This is a genomic window from Intrasporangium mesophilum, from assembly GCF_054783095.1.
Window position 1 is genome coordinate 1 of record NZ_BAAGRF010000029.1, and the last position, 20,993, is coordinate 20,993.

Annotated in this window: 16 protein-coding genes and 1 pseudogene; 1 reads left to right on the plus strand and 16 read right to left on the minus strand. The window is 70.5% G+C overall.

The features are described 5' to 3' along the window. Positions 1-582 precede the first annotated feature (582 nt). From tyrS to ACYVLP_RS20060, 16 genes and pseudogenes are all read right to left on the minus strand, one after another. The gene (tyrS, locus tag ACYVLP_RS19985) at positions 583-1,842 is read right to left on the minus strand and encodes a tyrosine--tRNA ligase (protein ID WP_460629076.1); all 1,260 of its coding nucleotides are present in this window, start codon (positions 1,840-1,842) and stop codon (positions 583-585) included. A 359-nt stretch (positions 1,843-2,201) separates the two neighbouring features. After that, complete coding sequence (locus ACYVLP_RS19990) at positions 2,202-2,840, minus strand: DNA-3-methyladenine glycosylase (protein WP_460629077.1); 639 nt, start codon at positions 2,838-2,840, stop codon at positions 2,202-2,204. Positions 2,841-2,911: 71 nt separating this feature from the next. Next, complete coding sequence (argH, locus tag ACYVLP_RS19995; RefSeq protein WP_460629574.1) at positions 2,912-4,315, minus strand: argininosuccinate lyase; 1,404 nt, start codon at positions 4,313-4,315, stop codon at positions 2,912-2,914. A 180-nt stretch (positions 4,316-4,495) separates the two neighbouring features. Then, on the minus strand, positions 4,496-4,981 hold the full coding sequence (gene argR, locus ACYVLP_RS20000) for an arginine repressor (RefSeq protein ID WP_460629078.1): 486 nt from the start codon (positions 4,979-4,981) through the stop codon (positions 4,496-4,498). After that, positions 4,978-6,162, minus strand: coding sequence for an acetylornithine transaminase (locus tag ACYVLP_RS20005; RefSeq protein WP_460629079.1), 1,185 nt, complete (start codon positions 6,160-6,162; stop codon positions 4,978-4,980). The genes argR and ACYVLP_RS20005 overlap by 4 nt, the downstream gene beginning before the upstream one ends. A gap of 154 nt (positions 6,163-6,316) precedes the next feature. After that, positions 6,317-7,291, minus strand: a complete 975-nt coding sequence (gene argB / locus ACYVLP_RS20010) for an acetylglutamate kinase (protein WP_460629080.1) — start codon at positions 7,289-7,291, stop codon at positions 6,317-6,319. Beyond that, entirely contained in the window at positions 7,288-8,460 is a 1,173-nt protein-coding gene (argJ, locus tag ACYVLP_RS20015; RefSeq protein ID WP_460629081.1) for a bifunctional glutamate N-acetyltransferase/amino-acid acetyltransferase ArgJ, read from the minus strand. The genes argB and argJ overlap by 4 nt, the downstream gene beginning before the upstream one ends. Further along, positions 8,457-9,500: an N-acetyl-gamma-glutamyl-phosphate reductase gene (gene argC / locus ACYVLP_RS20020; RefSeq protein WP_460629082.1), complete on the minus strand. Its 1,044-nt coding sequence runs from the start codon at positions 9,498-9,500 to the stop codon at positions 8,457-8,459. Before argC ends, argJ begins: the two co-directional genes overlap by 4 nt. Before the next feature lie 133 nt (positions 9,501-9,633). After that, positions 9,634-12,192, minus strand: coding sequence for a phenylalanine--tRNA ligase subunit beta (gene pheT / locus ACYVLP_RS20025; RefSeq protein ID WP_460629083.1), 2,559 nt, complete (start codon positions 12,190-12,192; stop codon positions 9,634-9,636). Position 12,193: 1 nt separating this feature from the next. Beyond that, the gene (gene pheS, locus ACYVLP_RS20030; RefSeq protein ID WP_460629084.1) at positions 12,194-13,294 is read right to left on the minus strand and encodes a phenylalanine--tRNA ligase subunit alpha; all 1,101 of its coding nucleotides are present in this window, start codon (positions 13,292-13,294) and stop codon (positions 12,194-12,196) included. A 200-nt stretch (positions 13,295-13,494) separates the two neighbouring features. Then, entirely contained in the window at positions 13,495-14,622 is a 1,128-nt protein-coding gene (locus ACYVLP_RS20035; protein WP_460629085.1) for a sensor histidine kinase, read from the minus strand. A 37-nt stretch (positions 14,623-14,659) separates the two neighbouring features. Next, positions 14,660-15,463 carry a TrmH family RNA methyltransferase gene (locus ACYVLP_RS20040; protein ID WP_460629086.1) on the minus strand — a complete coding sequence of 268 codons (804 nt, stop codon included), beginning with the start codon at positions 15,461-15,463 and terminating at the stop codon, positions 14,660-14,662. Positions 15,464-15,524: 61 nt separating this feature from the next. After that, positions 15,525-15,911 carry a 50S ribosomal protein L20 gene (rplT, locus tag ACYVLP_RS20045; RefSeq protein ID WP_452268731.1) on the minus strand — a complete coding sequence of 129 codons (387 nt, stop codon included), beginning with the start codon at positions 15,909-15,911 and terminating at the stop codon, positions 15,525-15,527. A gap of 99 nt (positions 15,912-16,010) precedes the next feature. Further along, positions 16,011-16,205, minus strand: a complete 195-nt coding sequence (gene rpmI / locus ACYVLP_RS20050) for a 50S ribosomal protein L35 (protein ID WP_452268732.1) — start codon at positions 16,203-16,205, stop codon at positions 16,011-16,013. A gap of 216 nt (positions 16,206-16,421) precedes the next feature. Continuing rightward, positions 16,422-17,042 (minus strand): annotated as a pseudogene (infC, locus tag ACYVLP_RS20055) (translation initiation factor IF-3); the annotation flags it as partial. A 282-nt stretch (positions 17,043-17,324) separates the two neighbouring features. Further along, on the minus strand, positions 17,325-18,665 hold the full coding sequence (locus tag ACYVLP_RS20060; protein ID WP_460629087.1) for an MFS transporter: 1,341 nt from the start codon (positions 18,663-18,665) through the stop codon (positions 17,325-17,327). A 195-nt stretch (positions 18,666-18,860) separates the two neighbouring features. On the opposite strand from ACYVLP_RS20060, the gene ACYVLP_RS20065 reads away from it, so the two are divergent. After that, the gene (locus tag ACYVLP_RS20065) at positions 18,861-20,924 is read left to right on the plus strand and encodes an elongation factor G-like protein EF-G2 (RefSeq protein ID WP_460629088.1); all 2,064 of its coding nucleotides are present in this window, start codon (positions 18,861-18,863) and stop codon (positions 20,922-20,924) included. The last annotated feature ends 69 nt before the right edge of the window (positions 20,925-20,993 follow it).

Genomic DNA, 20,993 nt, shown 5'->3' on the forward strand with positions numbered 1-20,993 from the left:
TCGTCCTGAGCCAGGATCAAACTCTCCGTTGAAAACAAACACCCACGAAGGGTCAATCACTAGCCGAGCAAGAACACCAGCAATAACTGCTGAATATTCGTTGTCAACCAAAGGAAAATCGTGCAGGACCAAAAGACCCTGCAACGAGGTATTGGCATCGATTTTTGACACGCTGTTGAGTTCTCAAGAATCGGACACACACCATCACCCAGCCAAACGACCGGACTCCGGGGCAACCCTTCTAACTTACCCGCCGCGCCCGTGGAAGTCAACCTGTGAGCCGCACCTGTAGGGCGGTCAGATCGCACTCGCCTGAGGCGGCGGACCCACGTCCGAGCGCACCGGATCACCGGTGTCTCTTCGGCTGGGTGTCTGCCCCGGGACCGGCCTACTTCGCGGGCGATTTCTCGCCGCCGCTGTGGCGTCCGTTCCTCCCTGTCGGGCTGACGAAGAGAACATTAGCCCGGCCCCGGCGCGAAACACAAATCGCGGACCCCTCCGGACGCCAGAAGGGGCGGATCTCGTTGCATCACAACGGAATCCGCCCCTTCTGAGTGCGCCGAGGGCTGGCGGCGAGCCTGTTCAGGCCTTGCGCGCCGCCGCGAGGTTCCTTCGGCCGCGCTTGATCACCGCCACGGAGCCGTGCAGGAAGTCGTCGTCGGCCAGCACGAGCTCAGGATCGGTCACCTTGACGTTGTTGAGCGACGCCCCGCCATCGCCGATCGCCCTGCGGGCGTTGTTGCGTGAGTCGACGAGCCCGACCGCCACGAGGGCGTCGACGATGGTCGTGCCCACCGGGACCTGCGCTCCGGGCAGCTCTGCCGTCGCGTCGTCGAGAGTCCGCGCGTCAAGAGCGGTCAGCTCCCCCTTGCCGAACAGCGCCTCGGAGGCAGCCTGCACCGCCGCCGTGGCGTCAGCGCCGTGCACGAGGGTTGTGACGTCTGCGGCCAGGATCTTCTGGGCTGTGCGCCGGAACGGCTCCTCGGCGACCTGTTGCTCCAGCTCGGCGATCTCCTCGGGCGTCCGGTCAGTGAAGACCTTGAGCAGCTTCACGACCGACGCGTCCTCGACGTTGATCCAGTACTGGTAGAAGGCGTACGGGCTCGTCATCTCCGCACTGAGCCAGATCGCGTTGCCCTCGGACTTGCCGAACTTGGTCCCAGCGGCGTCGGTGAGCAGGGGTGTCGTGAAGCAGTGCACGCCGGCCCCCTCGACGCGATGCACGAGGTCGACCCCGGCTGTCAGGTTGCCCCACTGGTCGGCACCGCCCGTCTGCAACGTGCACCCGTGGGCGCGGTAGAGCTCGAGGAAGTCGAGCGCCTGCAGGATCTGGTAGCTGAACTCGGTGTACGAGATCCCCTGCTCGCTCTCGAGGCGCGCAGCCACGGCATCCTTGCGGACCATCTGGTTGACCCGGAAGTGCTTGCCGATGTCTCGCAGGAAGTCCAGGGCGGTGATCGGCGCGGTCCACTCGAGGTTGTTGACGAGCAGCGCGGCGTTGTCGCCCTCGAAGGCGAGGAACGGCCGCACCTGCTGCTGGATCCGGGCGACCCAGTCGGCCGTCTGCTCCTTCGTCTTCAGCACCCGCTCCGACGTCGGCTTGGGGTCACCGATGAGCCCGGTCGACCCGCCCACCAGGCAGATCACCCGGTGTCCGGCCCGCTGGAAGTGCCGCAGCACGACGAGCTGGACGAGGTTGCCGAAGTGCAGTGAGGGCGCGGTCGGGTCGAAGCCGCAATACATCGTGATCGGTCCCTGCGCGAGTGCCTGACGCAGCGCCGCCTCGTCGGTGGACTGTGCCACCAGGCCGCGCCACTGCAGCTCGTCCAGGATGTCGGTCACGGGTATCGGTGTCCTCTCGTCGTCAGGTGGGCTCTCCCCACGCGCACAGCCTGCCCTACGCGGCCGCCGGCGGGCCAATAGGTTGCCGACGGTCCCGCATGCTGGCTGGCGCCATGCTCTTGGCGCCTCGCTCCGCTGCGGCGCGTGCCACGGCGCCCCTCAGGCGTTGCATGCTCTTGGCGCCTCGCTCCGCTGCGGCGCGTGCCACGGCGCCCCTCAGGCGTTGCCTTCCTCCGCTGCACTCGCTCGTACCTCACTCGCTGCGCTACGTCCAGGCAACGCCGGCGCCGCGGCATGCTCTTGGCGCCTCGCTCCGCTGCGGCGCGTGCCGCAGCCATGCTTTTGGCGCCTCGCTTCGCTCACCGGCGCCGGTTCCTAACGACGCCGGGGCGGTAGGCGGAGACGTGGCGGTCGTCTCGGATCCAGAACCGCCACGGGTATGCCGTCCCGTCGCCACCCGCCCCGCTCACCCCCACTCGCGGCCCGACGCCGACCTGGCTTGGAGCCACGGGTACGCCAGCCCCGGACACGACCAGGTCGATCGGCTCCCCGAGCGCCGGCCGGCAGAAGTCCAGGCCGCTCTGCGCACCGGACAGCGCGAGCGCCTGGCCAAGCCGTCCCGGCCCCCTGGCCCAGTCGCGCTCGCTCGCCGTGCCACGCCGGGAGCGGACGAGCTCATGTCCAGCGACCACTTCACCCGCCCTGACGAGCACCGCCTCGGCCGTGCCGGTCTCGCCGACGACGAGGTTCAGGCACCAGTGGTTGCCGTACGTGAAGTACACGTAAGTGAAACCGGCCGGCCCGAACATCGGCCTCGTGCGCGGGGTCATCCCCCGGAACGCATGGGAGCCGGGGTCCCGCTCACCGGCATACGCCTCGAGCTCGGTCAGCCGGATGGCGACGCCACCGTAGGCCACGTGGCACCCGAGCAGCTCTGGGGCGACCTCCACGGCGGGGCGCGCGAAGAACTCGCGCGGCAGTCGGTCGTCGGCGCTCACGCGGCCAACGTAGCCGCCGCAGGCGGCGTCACCGCCCCGTTCTCAACGCCCTCACCCACGCGTACGACCCATCAGACGTCGGCCTTCACCCACGTGCGTGCGAGGGACGCGCGCTCCGCAGCCGCGACGAGCTGCTCGGCGACCCGGACCGGCGCGGTCCCTCCGACCGCATCCCGCGACGCCAGCGAGCCCTCGACCGACAGGACGGAACGGACCCGGGGCGTCAGGTGCTCGCTGATCCGGGCCAGGTCGTCGTCGGTGAGGTCCCACAGCTCGATCCCGCGCACCTCGCAGTCGCGCACGCACGCGCCGGCGACCTCGTGAGCGACGCGGAACGGGACACCCTCGCGGACGAGCCACTCGGCGATGTCGGTCGCCAGGGCGAAGCCCTGAGGGGCGAGCGACTCGAGACGGTCGGTGTGGAACGTCAGCGTCGCCACCATCCCGGAGAAGGCCGGCAGGAGCACTTCGAGGGTGTCGACGGCGTCGAAGACCGGCTCCTTGTCCTCCTGAAGGTCGCGGTTGTACGCCAGGGGCAGCGCCTTGAGCGTCGTCAGCAGGCCGGCGAGGTCGCCGACGAGCCGCCCGGCCTTGCCCCGGGCCAGCTCGGCGACATCGGGGTTCTTCTTCTGAGGCATGATGCTCGACCCGGTCGAGTACGCGTCGTCGAGCGTGACGAAGGAGAACTCCTTGGTCGCCCAGATGACGACCTCTTCGGCGATCCGCGAGATGTCGACCGCCGTCATCGCCGCCACGAACGCGAACTCGGCCACGAAGTCGCGGGACGCGGTGCCGTCGATCGAGTTCTCCACCGCTCGGGCGAAGCCGAGGTCCTTGGCGACGAGCTCCGGGTCGAGCCCGAGCGACGACCCCGCGAGCGCACCGGACCCGTAGGGGGAGGCGTCAGTGCGGACATCCCAGTCGCGGAGCCGGTCGACATCCCGCAGCAGCGCCCACACGTGGGCCAGCAGGTGGTGGCTGAGCAGAACGGGCTGCGCGTGCTGCAGATGGGTGCGCCCGGGCATCGCGACACCGAGGTGCTGCCTCGCCTGGGCCACCAGGGCATCGACGACGTCGAGGACGAGCCCACCGACGACTCGGGCATGCTCGCGCAGGTACATGCGGAACAAGGTGGCCACCTGGTCGTTTCGCGACCGACCGGCACGCAGGCGCCCACCGAGGTCGGGACCGACCCGGTCGATGAGTCCTCGCTCGAGGGCCGTGTGCACGTCCTCGTCGTCCTCTGCCGGCTGGAACGCACCCGACCGGACGTCGGCCTCGAGGCGGTCAAGGCCGTCGAGCATCCCGATCAGATGGTCCTCGGTGAGCAGGCCCGCTGCGTGGAGCACGCGGGCGTGCGCCCGCGACCCGGCGATGTCCTGCGGGGCGAGGCGCCAGTCGAAGTGCGTGCTCTTCGACAGGGCCGCCAGTGCCTGGTCGGGACCGCCGGAGAAGCGACCACCCCACAGGCTCACTCGCGCGACGTTGCTTGGCGCCTCCCTTCGCTCCGGCGCGTGCCGCGGCGCCTCGTGGGCGTTGCCTTCCTCCGCTCCGCTCGCTCGTTCCCCGCTCGCTGCGCTGCGTCCAGGCAATGCCGGCGCCGCAGCCTGCGAGTCGGGGTCTGAATGGTTCGTCACGAGAGGTCTCCTCCGGTGTCAGTCGCGAGTGCCCGCAAGGGCCTGGAGCCGCTCCGCCACTGCGGTCGCGCGCTTGGCGCCGACGGTCACGATCATGATGGTGTCGTCGCCGGCGATGGTGCCGACGACGTCCGGGTCGCGGGTCTGGTCGATCGCGGACGCGAGGTAGTTCGCTGCGCCCGGCGGCGTGCGCAGCACGACGAGGTTGGCCGCGGGGGTCGCCGACACGAGCAGCTCCTCGCAGGTGCGCCGCAGCCTGGCGGAGGCGGAGTCCCCCAACGACCCCACGGCGGCCACCTCTCCGCCTTCGCCCGGGACGGCATACACGAGCGAGCGACCGCGGCGCACTTTGACGGCGCCGACCTCGACGAGGTCGCGCGACAGCGTCGCCTGCGTCACCTCCGTGCCCTCGGCGACGAGCAGGTCGGCGAGCTCTCCCTGGCTGTGGACCGCGTGATGGCGAAGCAGCTCGACGATGCGTCGCTGCCGCTGTGTCCGGCTCATGAGGCAGCCTCGCCCGCGGTCGCCAGGATGCCCGGGAGCGCGTCGACGAAGCCCTGGAGCTCGTCCTCGTGGAGGACCAGTGGCGGGGCGAGGCGAAGCGCCGTCGGGGTGACCGCGTTGACGATGAAGCCGGCGTCGCGGGCGGCCACCATCGCCGCCGACGAGGGTATGCCGTCCAGCTCGACCGCGCGCAGCAGCCCGCGGCCACGCGTCCCGGAGACGCCGGCAACGTCGAGCTGATCGAGCAGGGCCCCGACACGGTTGACGTTCTCGAGCAGCCCGTCGCGCTCGATCGTGTCGAGCACGGCGAGACCGGCAGCGCAGGCGAGGGGGTTGCCGCCGAAGGTCGTCCCGTGCTGGCCGGCGGTCAGCATCCCGGTGACCTCGGCGCCGAAGGTCACCAGTGCCCCGATCGGCACGCCGCCGCCGAGCCCCTTGGCCAGCGTCATGGCGTCGGGCACGACGCCCGAGCGCTGGTGGGCGAACCAGTCCCCCGTGCGCCCGACGCCCGTCTGGATCTCGTCGAGCACGAGGAGGGCGCCGTGGCTGCGGGTCACCTCGCGGGCCACTCGCAGATAGTTGTCCGACAGCTCCTGCACCCCGGCCTCGCCCTGGATGGGCTCGAGGAAGACGGCCGCCGTCGTGTCGTCCACGGCGGCTCGCAGCGCCACCTCGTCGCCGGGTGGCACGAAGACGACGCCCGGGATGAGCGGCTCGAAGGGCTCCCGGTAGGCCGCCTTGTGGGTCAGCGCGAGCGCACCCGTGGACCGCCCGTGGAAGGATCCTTCGAGCGCCACGATCCTGGACCGTCCGGTGCGGCGGGACAGCTTGATGGCGGCCTCGGTGGCCTCCGTCCCGGAGTTGGCGAAGAAGGCGCCCGAGCCGTGCGGGGCGCCCGAGAGGACGAGCAGGCGCTCGGCGAGCCGGATCGCCGGCTCCGAGGTGAAGAAGTTGGAGACGTGGATCGCCGACTCGGCCTGCTTGGCAACGGCCTGAACGAGAGCCGGGTGCCCGTGGCCGAGCGCGTTGACGGCGATCCCCGAGAGCAGGTCGAGGTATCGCTTGCCGTCGACGTCGGTGACCCAGCAACCGTGGCCGGAGGCGATGACCAGCTGCGGGGTGCCGAAGACCTGCACCATCGCGCTGGAGTAGCGCTCGAGAAGCTCACTACCGGTACTCATGCGAAGTCACCATCCTGAGAAGCACGCGGCGCCGGCGTTGCCTGGACGCAGCGCAGCGAGCTGGGTCCGACGCTCTGCGTGGGAGGAACGAGCGAGCGGAGCGGAGGAAGGCAACGCCCATCAGGCGCCGGAGGTGAAATCACATACAGCCATGTCATGGCGTGGACCTGATGTCGGGAAGCACCATCGTGCCGATGCCCTCGTCGGTGAAGATCTCGAGCAGGATCGAGTGCGGCTTGCGGCCGTCCACGACGTGCGTCTGGGGAACGCCCCCCTCGACGGCTCGGATGCACGCCTCCAGCTTGGGCACCATGCCCTCGTCGACCCGCCGCAGCAGTGCCTTGGCCGCCGTGACGTCGATGGTCGACAGGAGCGAGCCACGATCCGGCCAGTCCGCGAAGATGCCTTCCACGTCGGTGAGCACCACGAGCTTCTCGGCGCCGAGGGCGACGGCGATGGCCGCGGCCGCGGTGTCCGCGTTGACGTTGAGGATCTGGCCCTCGACATCGAGGTCCGGGGCGACGGTGGACACCACGGGGACCCGGCCGGCGTCCAGGATGTCGATGATCGCCGAGGGGTTCACGCTCTCGACATCGCCGACGAGGCCGAGGTCGACCTCCTCGCCGTCGACCACGGTGCCGCGCCGACGGGCGCCGAGCAGCCCGGCATCCTCGCCGGAGAGGCCGACGGCGATCGGGCCGTGCTGGTTCAGCAGGCCGACGAGCTCGCGCCCGACCTGGCCCGTCAGCACCATGCGGACGATGTCCATGACCTCTGGGGTCGTGACGCGCAGGCCGCCCCGGAACTCGCTCTCCAGCCCGACGCGCTCGAGCATCGCCTTGATCTGGGGACCGCCACCATGGACGACCACCGGCCGCAGACCGGCATACCGGAGGAAGGCGATGTCCTCGGCGAACGCGGCCTTCAGCGCCTCGTCGACCATCGCGTTGCCGCCGTACTTGACGACGACGAGCGCCCCACGGAAGCGCTCGAGCCAGGGCAGGGCCTCGACCAGTGTCGCGGCCTTGGCGCCGGCCACCCGGATCGCGGCGGCATCGATGAGGCCGCGGAGGTTCTGGTGGGCCGGCAGGGCGGGCGAGGTCGGGCCCGATGTCGAGTGTGCGGTCATGTGCTGTAGGCCGAGTTCTCGTGGACGTAGTCGTGGGTGAGGTCGTTGGTCCATACGGTCGCGGTCTGCGCGCCGGCATGAAGGTCGACGAGGACGTGCACCTCGCGGGGCGCGAGGTCGACGAGAGTGCGGTCCTCGCCGACGCCACCCGCACGGCAGACCTGGACGCCGTTCATGGTCACGTCCAGGGCGGCAGGTTCGAATGCCGCCTCGGTCGTGCCGACCGCTGCCAGGACGCGCCCCCAGTTGGGGTCGTTGCCGAAGATGGCGCACTTGAAGAGGTTGTTGCGGGCGACCGCCCGGGCGACCTCGAGAGCGTCGTCGACCGTGGCTGCGTTGCACACCTCGATGGCGATGTCGTGCGACGCTCCTTCGGCGTCACCGATGAGCTGTCGCGCCAGGTCGCTCGACACGTCAGTCAGAGCCTGGGTCAGCTCCTCGCGGTCGGCTGCGACGCCCGAGGCGCCCGAGGCCAGCACCACGACGGTGTCGTTGGTCGACATGCAGGCATCTGAGTCGATGCGGTCGAACGACACCGCCGTGGCCGCGCGCAGGGCGGCGTCGAGATCGTCGACGGTGACGACGGCGTCGGTCGTGATGACGACGAGCATCGTGGCCAGGGCCGGGGCGAGCATGCCTGCCCCCTTGGCCATCCCGGCCACCGACCAGCCTGCACCCACGTGGGTCGCGACCTTGTGGACGGTGTCGGTCGTCATGATCGCGACGGCAGCGTCGGTGTGGCCCTCGGGCGACAGTGCCGCAGCGGCCGCGTCGACGCCGGTCAGGAGCTTGTCCATCGGAAGCAGCTCGCCGATCAGGCCCGTCGAACAGACGACGACGTCGCCCGCGGACACCCCGAGAGTGGCTGCAACGTGCTCTGCCGTGCGGTGCGTGTCGAGGAAGCCCTGGGCTCCCGTGCAGGCATTGGCGCCGCCCGAGTTGAGCACGACGGCATCGACCCGGCCGTCGCACACCACCCGCCGGGACCAGGTCACCGGCGCCGCCTCCACACGGTTGCTGGTGAACACGGCGGCCGCGTGATGGTCCGGGCCGTCGTTGACGACGAGCGCGAGGTCCGGCCTGCCGCTGGCCTTGAGCCCGGCCGTGACGCCCGCAGCGCGGAACCCCTGGGGCAGCTGCACGGTCGCCTGGGACGTCATTCCGGTCATGGCGCCACCCCCGTCCGGGGAAGCCCGAGCGTCTCGTCGAGGCCGAGGGCGAGGTTGGCGCACTGGACGGCGGCACCGGCGGTGCCCTTGGTCAGGTTGTCGACGGCCGAGACGACGACCACCCGGCCGACACGCTCGTCCACAGCCACCTGGAGGTCGACGTTGTTGCTGCCCACGACACTCGCGGTCGCCGGCCACGACCCTTCGGCAAGCACGTGGACGAAGGGCTCAGCGGCATACGCCTTCTCCCAGGTCGTCCGGACCTGGGACGGGTCGACACCAGCGCGCAGACGTGCGGTGGACGTCGCGAGGATGCCCCTGGGCATCGGCGCCAGGGTCGGCGTGAACGACACGGTCACCGGCTGGCCCGCTGCCCGCGACAGGTTCTGCTCGATCTCGGGGGTGTGGCGGTGGACTCCCCCGACCCCGTAGGGCGACATCGAGCCCATGACCTCGCTCCCGAGCAGGTGCGGCTTCAGAGACCGGCCGGCTCCCGACGTGCCGGACGCGGCGACCACGACGATGTCGTCGGGTTCGAGCAGACCGGCCACGAGTCCCGGCGCGAGGGCCAGCGAGATGCCGGTCGGGTAGCAGCCCGGGACGGCGATCCGGCGAGCACCCGAGAGGCGGTCCCGCTGCGTGCTGCCGTCGGGCGCTGGGAGCTCGGGGAGGCCGTACGGCCACGAGCCGGCATACGGCGTGTCGTAGAAGGTCGTCCAGACCGAGGCGGAGTCGAGCCGGTGGTCGGCGCCGCAGTCGACCACCACGACGTCGTCGGGCAGCTGGGCCGCGAGCGCGGCCGAGTGACCGTGCGGCAGCGCGAGGAAGACGACGTCATGGCCCGACAGCGTCTCGAGGTTGGTCTCCTCGATGACGCGGTCGGCCAATGGGCGCAGGTGCGGGTGGACGCCCCCGAGTCGTTCACCCGCACTGCTGGCCGCCGTGACGGCGCCGACCTCGAACTGCGGGTGGGCGAGCAGCAGCCGAAGGATCTCTCCTCCGGCGTAGCCGCTCGCCCCCGCAACTGCTGCCCTGATCACAATGCATGACTATACACATCGATGCATAGTCCTGCATCCCAACCCCAGAGGCAACACACCCGGAAGCCGTGGGCTCCGCATAGTTGCAACTATGCGGAGCCCACGGTTTCCGGGTGTGTTGCGGGGCGAGGCGTCAGCGCTGGATGGCTCCGGTGGCCGAGGCCGCGGCCGCGACCGCCGCGTCGCGGAAGCCGTTGACCTCGTCGGTCGTCAGCGTCCGGTCGGCCGCGCGGAACGTCAGCCGGTACGCCAGAGACCGGTGGCCCGCGTCGATCCGCTCGCCCTCGTAGACGTCGAAGAGCGTCACCGACTCGAGGGACTCCCCGGCGCCCGCCCGCAGCGCGTCCTCGACGTCGGCGGCCGCGACCTCGGACCGCACGAGCAACGCGATATCGGTGAGCGCCGGCGGGAACGTGGAGAACTCCACAGCCTGCACGGCCCGGTCGCTCGCCTCGGTCAGCACATCGACGTCGAACTCGGCCGCGACCGTGCGGGCCGGCAGGTCGAGCGCCGCCAGCACCTTGGGGTGCAGCTCGCCCGCGTGCCCGACCAGCGTGCCGTCCTCGAGCGTGATCCGTGCACATCGGCCCGGATGCCACGGCGCGTGGCCGGGGTCGTTGTCGACTCGCACGGAGACAGCCAGCGCTGCGGCAACACTGCGCACGGCCTCCACCGCGTCACTCCAGTCGGCGGCTCGCCCGTCACCCCACCAGCCGGCCTGCTCGACCAGCCCGCTCGCGACGACCGCACCGTGGCGCGGCTGGGCGGGGACCGCGGCATACAGCTCCTCGAGCGCGTCGTCCGAGGGTCGTGCCGACACCGTCGGGATCGGAGCCCGGCCGAGCGGCCCGTGGGGCCGGAAGACGAGCCCGAGCTCGAACAGCGCGACGTCCTTGTGCCCGCGTGAGACGTTTCGTCGCAGGGCGTCGACGAGGCTCGCCAGCACGGACGTGCGCAGCAGCGGCCGCTCCTCAGAGAGCGGGTTGGCCAGGCGCACGGCCAGTCGGCGGTCGTCGTCGGGCGGCAGCATCAGCTGGTCCGCAAGCTCCTCGGAGACGAACGGGTAGGTCAGGACCTCGGTGAAACCTACGCCCGCCAGCGCATCCGCGACAACGCGCCGGACCTCTTGGCCATGGGTGAGCCCATGCCCCTCGCTCGGGGTCGGCGTCACCGACGGGATGTTGTTGTACCCGTCGATCCGCGCGACCTCCTCGGCGTAGTCCGGCCCCGGCGAGTCGTTGACGAGGTCAGGCCGCCACGACGGTGGCGTCACGTCGACGTACCGCGGGTCGCCCGTGTCGGCCACCTCACAGCCGAGGTCCCGAAGGATCTGCACGACCCGGTCACGGGAGTAGTCGACCCCGACGATCCGGGTCGGCTCAGTGACGTCGAGGCGGTATGCCGCCGGGCTCGTCGTGCGGTCCACATCCGTCACGCCCGGGTCGGCAGCACCTCCGCCGTGGGTGACCAGAAGGTCGACGGCCAGCTGCGCGGCAGCCGCCGACGCCTGGGGGTCGACGCCACGCTCGAACCGCTTGGACGCCTCGGTGACGAGCTTGTGCCTCCGCGAGGACCGCGCGATCGAGGTCGGGTCGAAGTGGGCCGCCTCCACGAGCACGTTCGTCGTCGTCGCCGTGACCTCAGAGGATGCGCCGCCCATGACGCCGGCGATGCCGAGCACGTGCTCGCCTCCGTCGGTGATGAGCAGGTCCTCGGCGTCGAGGGCACGCTCGACGTCGTCGAGCGTCGTGAGGGTCTCTCCGAGGCGAGCGCGTCGCACGACGATCGGGCCGCGGAGCTGGTCAAGGTCATAGGCGTGCAGCGGCTGGCCCACGGCGAGCATGACGTAGTTGGTCACGTCGACGGCGAGGCTGATGGGTCGCATGCCCATCTCGGCGAGGCGCTTCTGCATCCAGGCGGGCGAGGGACGCGACGCGTCGACGCCCCGGACGACCCGGGCGACGAAGCGGTCACAGCCGTCGGCGCCGTCGAGCGGCGCCTCGTCCTTCAGCTCGACGTCGTACCCGTCGCCGTTGGCGTCCGGGGTGTCGATGTCGACCGGGTCGCGGAACCCTCCGGTCGGACTGCCCTGGCTGTGCCAGTACTCACGAGCGAGCCCACGCACCGCGAAGCAGTAGCCGCGGTCGGGCGTGACGTTCGCCTCGATCGTCTCCTCGCCCAGGCCGAGCAGGGCGATGGCGTCGTCACCGGGCTGGACGCCCGCCACGTGGTCGGCGCCGAGCAGCCGAGGCAGCACGATGATGCCCGAGTGGTCGTGCCCGATCCCGAGCTCGTCTTCCGCGCAGATCATGCCGTTGGACATGCGGCCGTACGTCTTGCGGGCGCTGATGTGGAAGCCCCCGGGCAGCATCGCACCCGGCAGGGACGTGACCACGAGGTCGCCCACCTCGAAGTTCGTCGCGCCGCAGACGATCTCCTGGTGGATGCCCTCGGTCTCCATCTGGCCGTGCTCGCCCACGTCGACCACGCAGAACCGGATCGGCTTGCCGTTCTTCTGGACCTGCTCCTCGAACTCGAGGACGCGCCCGACGACGACCGGACCGGTGATGTCGCCGCCGTGGAGGTCCTCCTCCTCGAGGCCGACCGACACGAGCGAAGCGGCCACGTCGGCACCTCTGGCACCGGGCGCGAGATCGGTGTACTCGGCGAGCCACGTCAGTGGTGCGCGCATGTCAGACCACCCTCCCGAACTGCTGCGAGAACCGGACGTCGCCCTCGACCATCTGGTGCATGCCCTGGACGCCGTGGCGCAGCATGAGTGCCCTTTCGATTCCCAGCCCGAAGGCGAAGCCCGAGTAGACGTCGGGGTCGATGCCGCAGGCGCGAAGCACCTTGCGGTTGACCATCCCCGAGCCACCCAGCTCGATCCAGCCTGACCCGCCGCAGGTCCGGCACTCGCCCGGCGCGGCCTCGCCGTGACAGACGAAGCAGACGAAGTCGGTCTCCATCGACGGCTCGGTGAACGGGAAGTAGGAGCAGCGCACCCGGGTGCGGGTGTCCTCGCCGAACATGATCCGCACGAACGCGTCGATGGCGCCGCGCAGGTGCGCCATCGTCAGGCCCTTGTCGACCGCGAGACACTCGATCTGGTGGAAGACGGGCGTGTGCGTCGCGTCGAGGTCGTCGGTGCGGAAGACCTTCCCGGGAGCCACGATGTAGATCGGGGGCGTGCGGGTCAGCATGCTGCGGATCTGCACCGGCGAGGTGTGGGTGCGCAGGACCATCCCCGAGTCGACCGGGTCGAGGAAGAAGGTGTCCTGCATCTGCCGTGCCGGATGGTCTGGGCCGAGGTTGAGGGCGTCGAAGTTGAGCCACTCCCCCTCCAGCTCCGGCCCCTCGGCGACCTCGTAGCCCATGCCGACGAAGGCGTCGGCGAGGCGCTGCGCGACCAGCTCGATCGGGTGTCGCCCGCCGCGCTGGCGGCGGTCCGTCGGGACGGTCACGTCGACGCGCTCCTCGACCAGGATGCGCTCGTCCCGCTCGGCCTCGAGCTCCCGTTGGCGGGCCGAGATAGCCTGGCTCACGCGACCGCGGGCCTCGCCGACCCGCTTGCCCGCCTCGGCCTTGGCGCTCGGTGGAAGAGCGCCGATCTCTCGGTTGGCCAGGGCCAACGGGCTCTTCTCGCCCTGGTGCTCGAGTCGCGCAGTCTTGAGCTCGTCGAGGTTCGTCGCCCCGGCGATCGCGGCCAGGGCGGCCGCCACGGCGGCCTCGATGTTGGCCGGGTCGAGCGCTGAGACCTCGACTGGGTCGTAGTTCGTGTTAGGTCCGGACATCGGCGTGCGTTCGCTGCTCTCGTCGGGGAAGGTTCGGGGTCGGTGCTGGCTGGTGCTGGGATCGGCTGGTTCGTTCTGAGTGTTCTGGGTGGTTCGCTGGGCCCGTCGGCGCACTGGGTGCCCGCGAGGACGGCCCGCCACGACAGGTCGGGCGGGCGTGCGAAACAGTCTAGGGGCGGCGTCGAGCCGTTTCTCGTGGGCTACGAGCCGACGACGTCGGGCACCCCGGACGGCAGCCGCACGACGAACCGCGCGCCACCGGCGTCGTTCTGGTCGGCGACGACCGAACCCTGGTGGGCTTCGACGAGGCCCCGCACCACGTACAGGCCAAGGCCGGTGCTCGCGTTGGACGGGCCGTGCCAGAACCGGCCGAAGATCTTCTCGCGGTCCGCAGGGGGGATGCCTTCGCCCTCGTCGTCGACGTGCACCACGACGGACTCGGTCGCCGTGCCCATGGGCCCGTCACGCTCGAGCGTCACCGTGACCCGGCCGTCCCCGTGTTGGAGGCCGTTCTCGATGAGATTGAAGAAGATCTGCTCGAGGCGGTCGGTGTCGGCCCACATCTCCGGAAGGCCCTCCGTCGTGGCCCGCTCCCCCAGCCGCAGCTGGACCGCACCACTAGACCGGCCGAGCTCGTGCCGCACCACGTGCGTCTTGAGCAGGGCCTGAAGATCCACCGGCCCGAGCCGCAGGTTGAGGCTGTGCGAGTCGAGGCGGGAGATGTCCAGCAGCTCGGTGATGAGGCGGGTCAGGCGCTTCGCGTCCGCCTCGATGGTCTCGATCATGAGCCGCTTCTGCTCATCGGTGAAGCGGTCCCATCGACGGAGCAGGCTGCTCGTGAACCCGGTGACGGAGGTCAGCGGGGCCCGCAGCTCGTGCGCCACGGTGGACAGCACGGTCGCCTGGTCTCGCTCCGCGCGCTGCCTGGCCTCGGCATCACGGAGCCCGATCAGGACTCGCTCCAGCCGGTCGTCCCTGTTGGAGTGGATGTAGCGGGCAGTGACGAGCACGTCATGGCCCTTGGGCGCGACGAGAAGCTTCTCCCGGTGGCCCGGGCTCGACGTCAAGCCTCCCCAGGGATCCGTGTGCGCCCACCAGTCACGCCCGTACTTGTCCGTGAACGGGAGACCCTCGAGCAGGGGGCGGTCCTCCACGTCGGCGCGCTCGCACCTGAGGATCCGGAGGGCCTCGCGGTTGACGAACCGGATCCTGCGGTCACCACCGACCACGACGAGCCCGTCCGGCAGCAGCTCTCCCAGCATCCCGACCGGCGCCATCCCAGCCGCCGACTCGGGCAGGTGATCACCGGCTCCGTCGACGGAGGTCATGTTGGGAAGGATAGCGACGTGCGCCCGGGCTGGGTGCTCAACGACGAGTGCGACGGGCCTCGGCAGAGGCGTACAGGCACACGGTGGCCGCCATCGCGAGGTTGAGCGACTCGGCATGTCCGTAGATCGGCACGCGCACCACGTCGTCGCAGGCGTCGCGCACCTGCTCGGGCAGGCCCCAGGCCTCGTTGCCCATCACCCAGGCGTGGGGGCGGGCGAGGTCCGCGTCGTGCAGCAGCGTCGACCCTGAGCCGTCGGCCGCGAGCAGGGCCACGCCGCGCTCGCGGAGAGCGGCCAGGATCTCAGGTACGGTCGCCCCGAGACTGACCGGAAGGTGCCACAGCGAGCCGACGGTCGAGCGGACCACCTTGCTGTTGTAGATATCCACGCTCGCGTCGCTGACGATGACGGCATCGGCGCCGGCGGCGTCGGCGCCGCGGATCACCGTGCCCGCGTTGCCCGGGTCACGGACGTTCGTCAGGACGCACACGAGCGCGTCGGGCGGCAGGTCCGCGAGGGCCACGTCGAGCGGGACGTCGAGCATCCGGCATACGGCGGCGATGCCCTGAGGAGACTCGGTGTCGCACATCGCAGCGAGCACCTCGGGGCTCACCTCGTGCACCCACAGTCGCGCGGCCGTTGCCGACGCGACGATGGAGGTATGCCGGGTGGCCGCCTCGGGCGTGACATAGACGTCACGCACGAGCTCAGGACGGAAGGCAACCGCCTCACGGACCGCCTGCGGACCCTCGGCGAGGAACTCGCCGGTGCGCGAACGCGCCGAGCGCCGGGACAGCGCCCGCACTGCCTTGACCCGGTCGGAACGGGTGTTGGTCAGCACGGGGTGTCCCGGCGCCCGGTGATGTCGTGTGCCTGTGACGGCGTGAGGTCGGGGGTCGACCTCAGGCGGCGTCGCCGGCCTTGTCGGCAGCCGCGGCGACATTCGCGCGGGACAGCTCGACGAGGGCGGTGAAGGCCGGCGCGTCGTTGACGGCGAGGTCCGCGAGGATCTTGCGGTCGACCTCGACACCGGCGGCCTTGAGGCCCTGCATGAACCGGTTGTACGTCATGCCGTTGGCGCGGGCCGCAGCGTTGATCCGCTGGATCCACAGACGACGGAAGTCGCCCTTCTTGGCGCGACGGTCACGGTAGGCGTAGCCCAGCGAGTGGGTGACCTGCTCCTTGGCCTTGCGGTAGAGACGCGACCGCTGCCCGCGGTAGCCGCTCGCGCGCTCGAGGACGACGCGACGCTTCTTCTGGGCGTTGACCGCCCGCTTCACGCGTGCCACGTGAATACTCCTTCTCTGCGTGACGCAGTGCTTGGTACTGCTGGCTTACCGAGACGGACCCGGTTGCTCAGCGAGATGCTGATGGTTGGGTGTCTCGGCTCACTTGCCGAGGAGCTTCTTGACCTTCTTGGCGTCGGCCGGCGCGACCTCGACGTCGCCGGCGATGCGGCGGGTGTAGCGCGACGACTTGCGCTCGAGCAGGTGGCGACCGCCGGCCTGCTCCCGCATGACCTTGCCCTTGCCGGTCAGTCGGAACCGCTTCTTCGCACCGCTGTGCGTCTTCATCTTCGGCATGGTGGCCGATCTCCTTCGTGTTGCGTGCGTACGGGGACGTACGTGGTCAGTGGGGCGGGCCTGTCGATCTGCTCGGTAGGCCCGCCGGAAGTCACTGGGCGCCTGTTACTCGGCGGCCGCGGTGGCCTCGTCGTTCTGCTCTGCGGCCGGCGCCTCGGCGATGATGGTGCCGGTCTGCTGCTCGGGGAGTGCCTCGGTGGGTGCCCCGGTCAGTGCCTCGGTGGGTGCCCCGGTCAGTGCCTCGGTGGGTGCCTCGGTGAGTGCCTCGGTGGGTGCCTCGGTGACAGCGCGGTCGCGTGCGCGTCGCTGCTCGGCCCTGGCCTCCGCCTTCTTCTTCGTCGGCCCGATCACCATGATCATGTTGCGGCCGTCCTGCTTCGGGGCCGACTCGACATAGCCGAGCTCGGAGATGTCCTCGGCCAGCCGCTCGAGCAGACGACGCCCGAGCTCCGGTCGCGACTGCTCGCGCCCACGGAACATGATCGTCACCTTGACCTTGTCGCCGGCCTTGAGGAAGCGCTCGACGTGGCCACGCTTGGTGCCGTAGTCGTGCGGGTCGATCTTCGGACGGAGCTTGATCTCCTTGATGACGGTGTTGACCTGGTTCTTGCGTGCTTCCCGTGCCTTCATGGCGGCTTCGTACTTGAACTTGCCGAAGTCCATGAGCTTGGCGACAGGCGGCTTGGCCATCGGGGCGACCTCGACGAGGTCGAGGTTCGCCTCCTCCGCCAGACGCAACGCGTCCTCGACGCGAACGATGCCGACCTGCTCGCCGTTAGGGCCAACCAAACGCACTTCCGGGACCCGGATGCGCTCGTTGATGCGAGGCTCGCTGATGTGGTGCTCCTAAGTTTGATGAATGGTGTGACCTACGGGGTACTGCGTCGTGCTTGCCGACCACAACGAGAAAGGCTCCCCGTGCGTGCACGAGGAGCCCAAGGTGACGCGTGGCGAAGGATGCCTTCGCGGCACGCGGCTCGCCGGTCTGACGCCACGAGGGCGCTGCTCCGACGAGCGGACCTTGACCCGGCAACCGTGTGGTCGACGCGGGTGGAAGCGAGCTTCTCTTGCACTCCGTCTTCTCGCCTCCGCGCGTGGCGGGTGCGGGATGACGGCTGGTCAGTGATCCATGTTAGCAGCCGGGACCACGTGGTCCGAATCGACGACGCGCACCGACGGCCCGCTGGAGACATCGGACGGGCCGCGGCGGCGGCGCGACACGAGCAGACCGAGGCCGGCGATGACCACGCCGAGGGCGGAGACGACGACGAAGCCCCACTGCCACCCGCCGTGGTCGATCGCGAAGCCGGCGACCGGTGCGCCGATGGCCGACCCGGCCGTCATGGCGGAGCCGTGCCAGCCCATCATCTCGCCGCGGTGGCGCTCCGGGACGAGCCGGCTCAGCTGCTCGACGGTAGCCGTGATCGTCGGCGCGCAGAGCAGGCCGGAGATGGTGATGAGCACCGCGAAGGCCGGAACACCGCTCGCCAGCGCGACCGGGGCCGTGGTGGCCGCGAGACCGGCGAGGAGCCAGAAGACCGAGATCGAGCGGTGCCAGGCGCCGTAGACGAGGCCGCCGACGAGCGAGCCGGCGCCCCAGAGTGCCAGGACCCAGCCGATCGAGCTCGTCTGCCCGAAGGAACGCAGGGCCGCGACGATGGACACGTCGGTGCCGCTGAGGACCAGGGTCGAGCACAGAGCGGCGAGGTAGACGGCCGCGACGCCGATGGTGATGAAGCCGCGGAACGCGCGCCCGTGAGGCGGCTCGACGGCGACCGAGGCATCGGACACGGCACCGTCGGCGATGACTTCCGCACGCGCGCCCTCGCCGAGCTCCTCGCCGGAGGCGGCGGGGTCGCCGGCCGGGTGCTCGGGGGTCGCCGACCGCAGCGGCGGGTTGACGAGCCACAGCACGAACCCGGCGGCCGCGGAGGCAAGCTCGCAGACCAGCAGCGCCCACCCGGTGTCCCACGCCGTCGCCAGCCACACCCCGATGGCCGGGCCGGCCATGAACGACAGCTCCGTGGCGGACGAGTCGAGGGACAGCGCCGTCCGGCGCTGGTCGCTCGGCACCGACCGGATGATGACCTGGCGCAGGATCGAGAACGTCGGCACGACGAACAGGCCCGCGAGCGCGGCGAACGCGATGAGCGGCGCATAGGAGACCCACGGGGCGATCGACCAGCACACGACCTGGACGACGAGCGAGGGCCCGACGGTCCGCCGCAGGCCGATCCGGTCGAGCAGCCGCCCGCGCCAGGGACCCGAGATGGCCACGGCCAGGGTCGAGGCCGCCGTGACAAGGCCGGCCTCGCCGTAGCTGCGGCCGAGCGAGGTCACGACGTGCAGCGTGAGGATGACGGCACCGGCCCACATCGGGACACGGATGAAGAACCCGAGCACGAGAGCGTTGCGGGTGTCGCGGTTCGCGAGCACCGGTCGGTAGGCCCCCAGGTTCATGACGCCAAGCCTGTCACCCGTCACCGACGGCGCGCACATCCATTCATCCGTGCCCTTCCCCCCGGTCCTCACGAGGGGTCCGACGCCACCGGAGAGCCGGCCGGTCAGCGTCCAGGGGCGCGGCCACGACGCGTGTGCGACGGCACACGACGCCGGGATCTTGTAACCGGCTGTTAACAGGAGAAAGGTGGGGTCATGGCGCGAGCAACCGGCAGATCAGAACTTCCTGCGGCCCCCAACCCCGCCTCGCCGCAGGACATCCGCAACGTTGTGCTGGTCGGTCCCGGCGGGGCCGGAAAGACCGCACTCTTCGAGGCTCTCGTCGCAGCAAGGGTGCCCGGACAGCGTTCCGGCACACCCGAGCACGTGCGAACGACGAGCCTCACCGCTGCCTCCTTCGAGAGCAACGGCGTCACCCTCAACCTCCTCGACACCCCCGGCTATCCCGACTTCGTCGGCGACCTGCGCGCTGGGCTGCGCGCCGCCGACGCGGCGATCTTCGTGGTCTCGGGCGCCGACGACATCGACCGGCCGGTCTCGCTCCTGTGGCGTGAGTGCTCCGCGGTCGGCATGCCGCGCGCTGTCGCCGTGACGCACCTCGACCAGCCCCGCGCCGACTTTGCCACCACGATCGAGGTGTGCCGCCGCACGTTCGGTGACGCGCAGGCCACGCACTGGCCGATCGTGAAGGAGGGCGAGGTGACCGACGTGGTCGGCCTGCTCACCGAGGCGGGTCCGGAGCACGAGGACGCGCGGAACGCCCTCATCGAGTCGGTCATCGAGGAGTCCGAGGACGCGACCTTGCTCGACCGCTACCTCGAGGGCGAGGTGATCGAGACCGACGCCCTCATCGCCGACCTGCGCACCGCGATCGCCCACGGGACCTTCTTCCCGATCCTGCCTGTCGCCCCTCTGACCGGCGCCGGCGTCGACGACCTGCTCGGCCTCATCGAGCGCGCGTTCCCCGACCCCGGCATCCATCCTCTGCCCGCCGTGACAACGCCGGCAGGCGGCGCGATCAGCGGGGTCGCCTGCGACCCATCGCAGCCGCTGGTGGCCGAGGTCGTGCGCACGACGACCGATCCGTACGTCGGGCGTCTCTCGCTCGTCCGGGTCTTCGCCGGCACACTCCGCGTCGACGACACCGTGCACGTGTCAGGCCACCTCGGTGACTTCGTCGGCCGCGAGGTGGCCGGGCACCCCAGCCACGACGACGACGAGCGCGTCGGCCCTCTGGCCGCCCCGTTCATCGAGACGCACCGCCCCCGCGGCACCGCGATCGCGGGCGACATCGTCCTCGTGTCGAAGCTGACCCGCGCCGAGACGTCGGACACCTTGTCGTCGAGCGACCGGCCGTCCGTCGTCGCGCCCTGGCTGCTGCCCGAGCCGCAGCTGCCGGTCGCGATCCGAGCAGCGACCAAGTCCGACGAGGACAAGCTTGCGGGCGCCCTGCAGCGCCTGGTCGCCGAGGACGTGACGATGCGCATGGAGCACTCGCCGGAGACCGACCAGGTCGTGCTCTGGACGATGGGCCAGGCCCACGTCGACGACCTCATCGGACAGCTGGCCGAGCGCTATGGCGTGACCGTCACGGCGGAGCCCTACCGCACCGCGCTGCGCGAGACCTTCGTGCGCAAGTGCTCGGTGCAGGGACGCCACGTCAAGCAGTCCGGCGGCCACGGGCAGTATGCCGTGTGCTCCATCGAGATCGAGCCCCTTCCTCGAGGGGCGGGCTTCGAGTTCGTCGACAAGGTGGTCGGCGGTGCCGTGCCGCGCCAGTTCATCCCCTCTGTCGAGAAGGGTGCACGCCTTCAGCTCGAGAAGGGGCTGCTCACCGGACACCCGGTGGTGGACGTACGGATCACCCTGACCGACGGCAAGGCCCACTCGGTCGACTCCTCCGACGTCGCCTTCCAGACGGCCGCCGCCCTTGCCCTGAAGGAGGCCGCAAACGAGTCGACGATGGCCCTGCTCGAGCCGATCGACCGGGTCGACATCACGACGGCGGACGAGTACCTCGGCGCGGTCATGTCGGACCTGCGAGGTCGCCGTGGGCAGGTCCTCGGGACCGAACCCGCCGACGGGCTGGGCGACGACGGGGGCTGGACGGTCGTGCATGCCGAGGTCCCCCAGGCGGAGCTCTCGCGTTACCCGATCGACCTGCGTTCCGTCTCGCACGGCACTGGATCGTTCGTCCGCGAGCCGGTGCGTCACGACCTGTTGCCGGCGGACAAGGCGAAGGAGCTGCTCAAGAGCTGACAGGAGTCGGCCCCCCGTCCGCCGTGAACCATCAACGACGCCCGCCTCGCGGCGGGCGTCGTCGCTTGC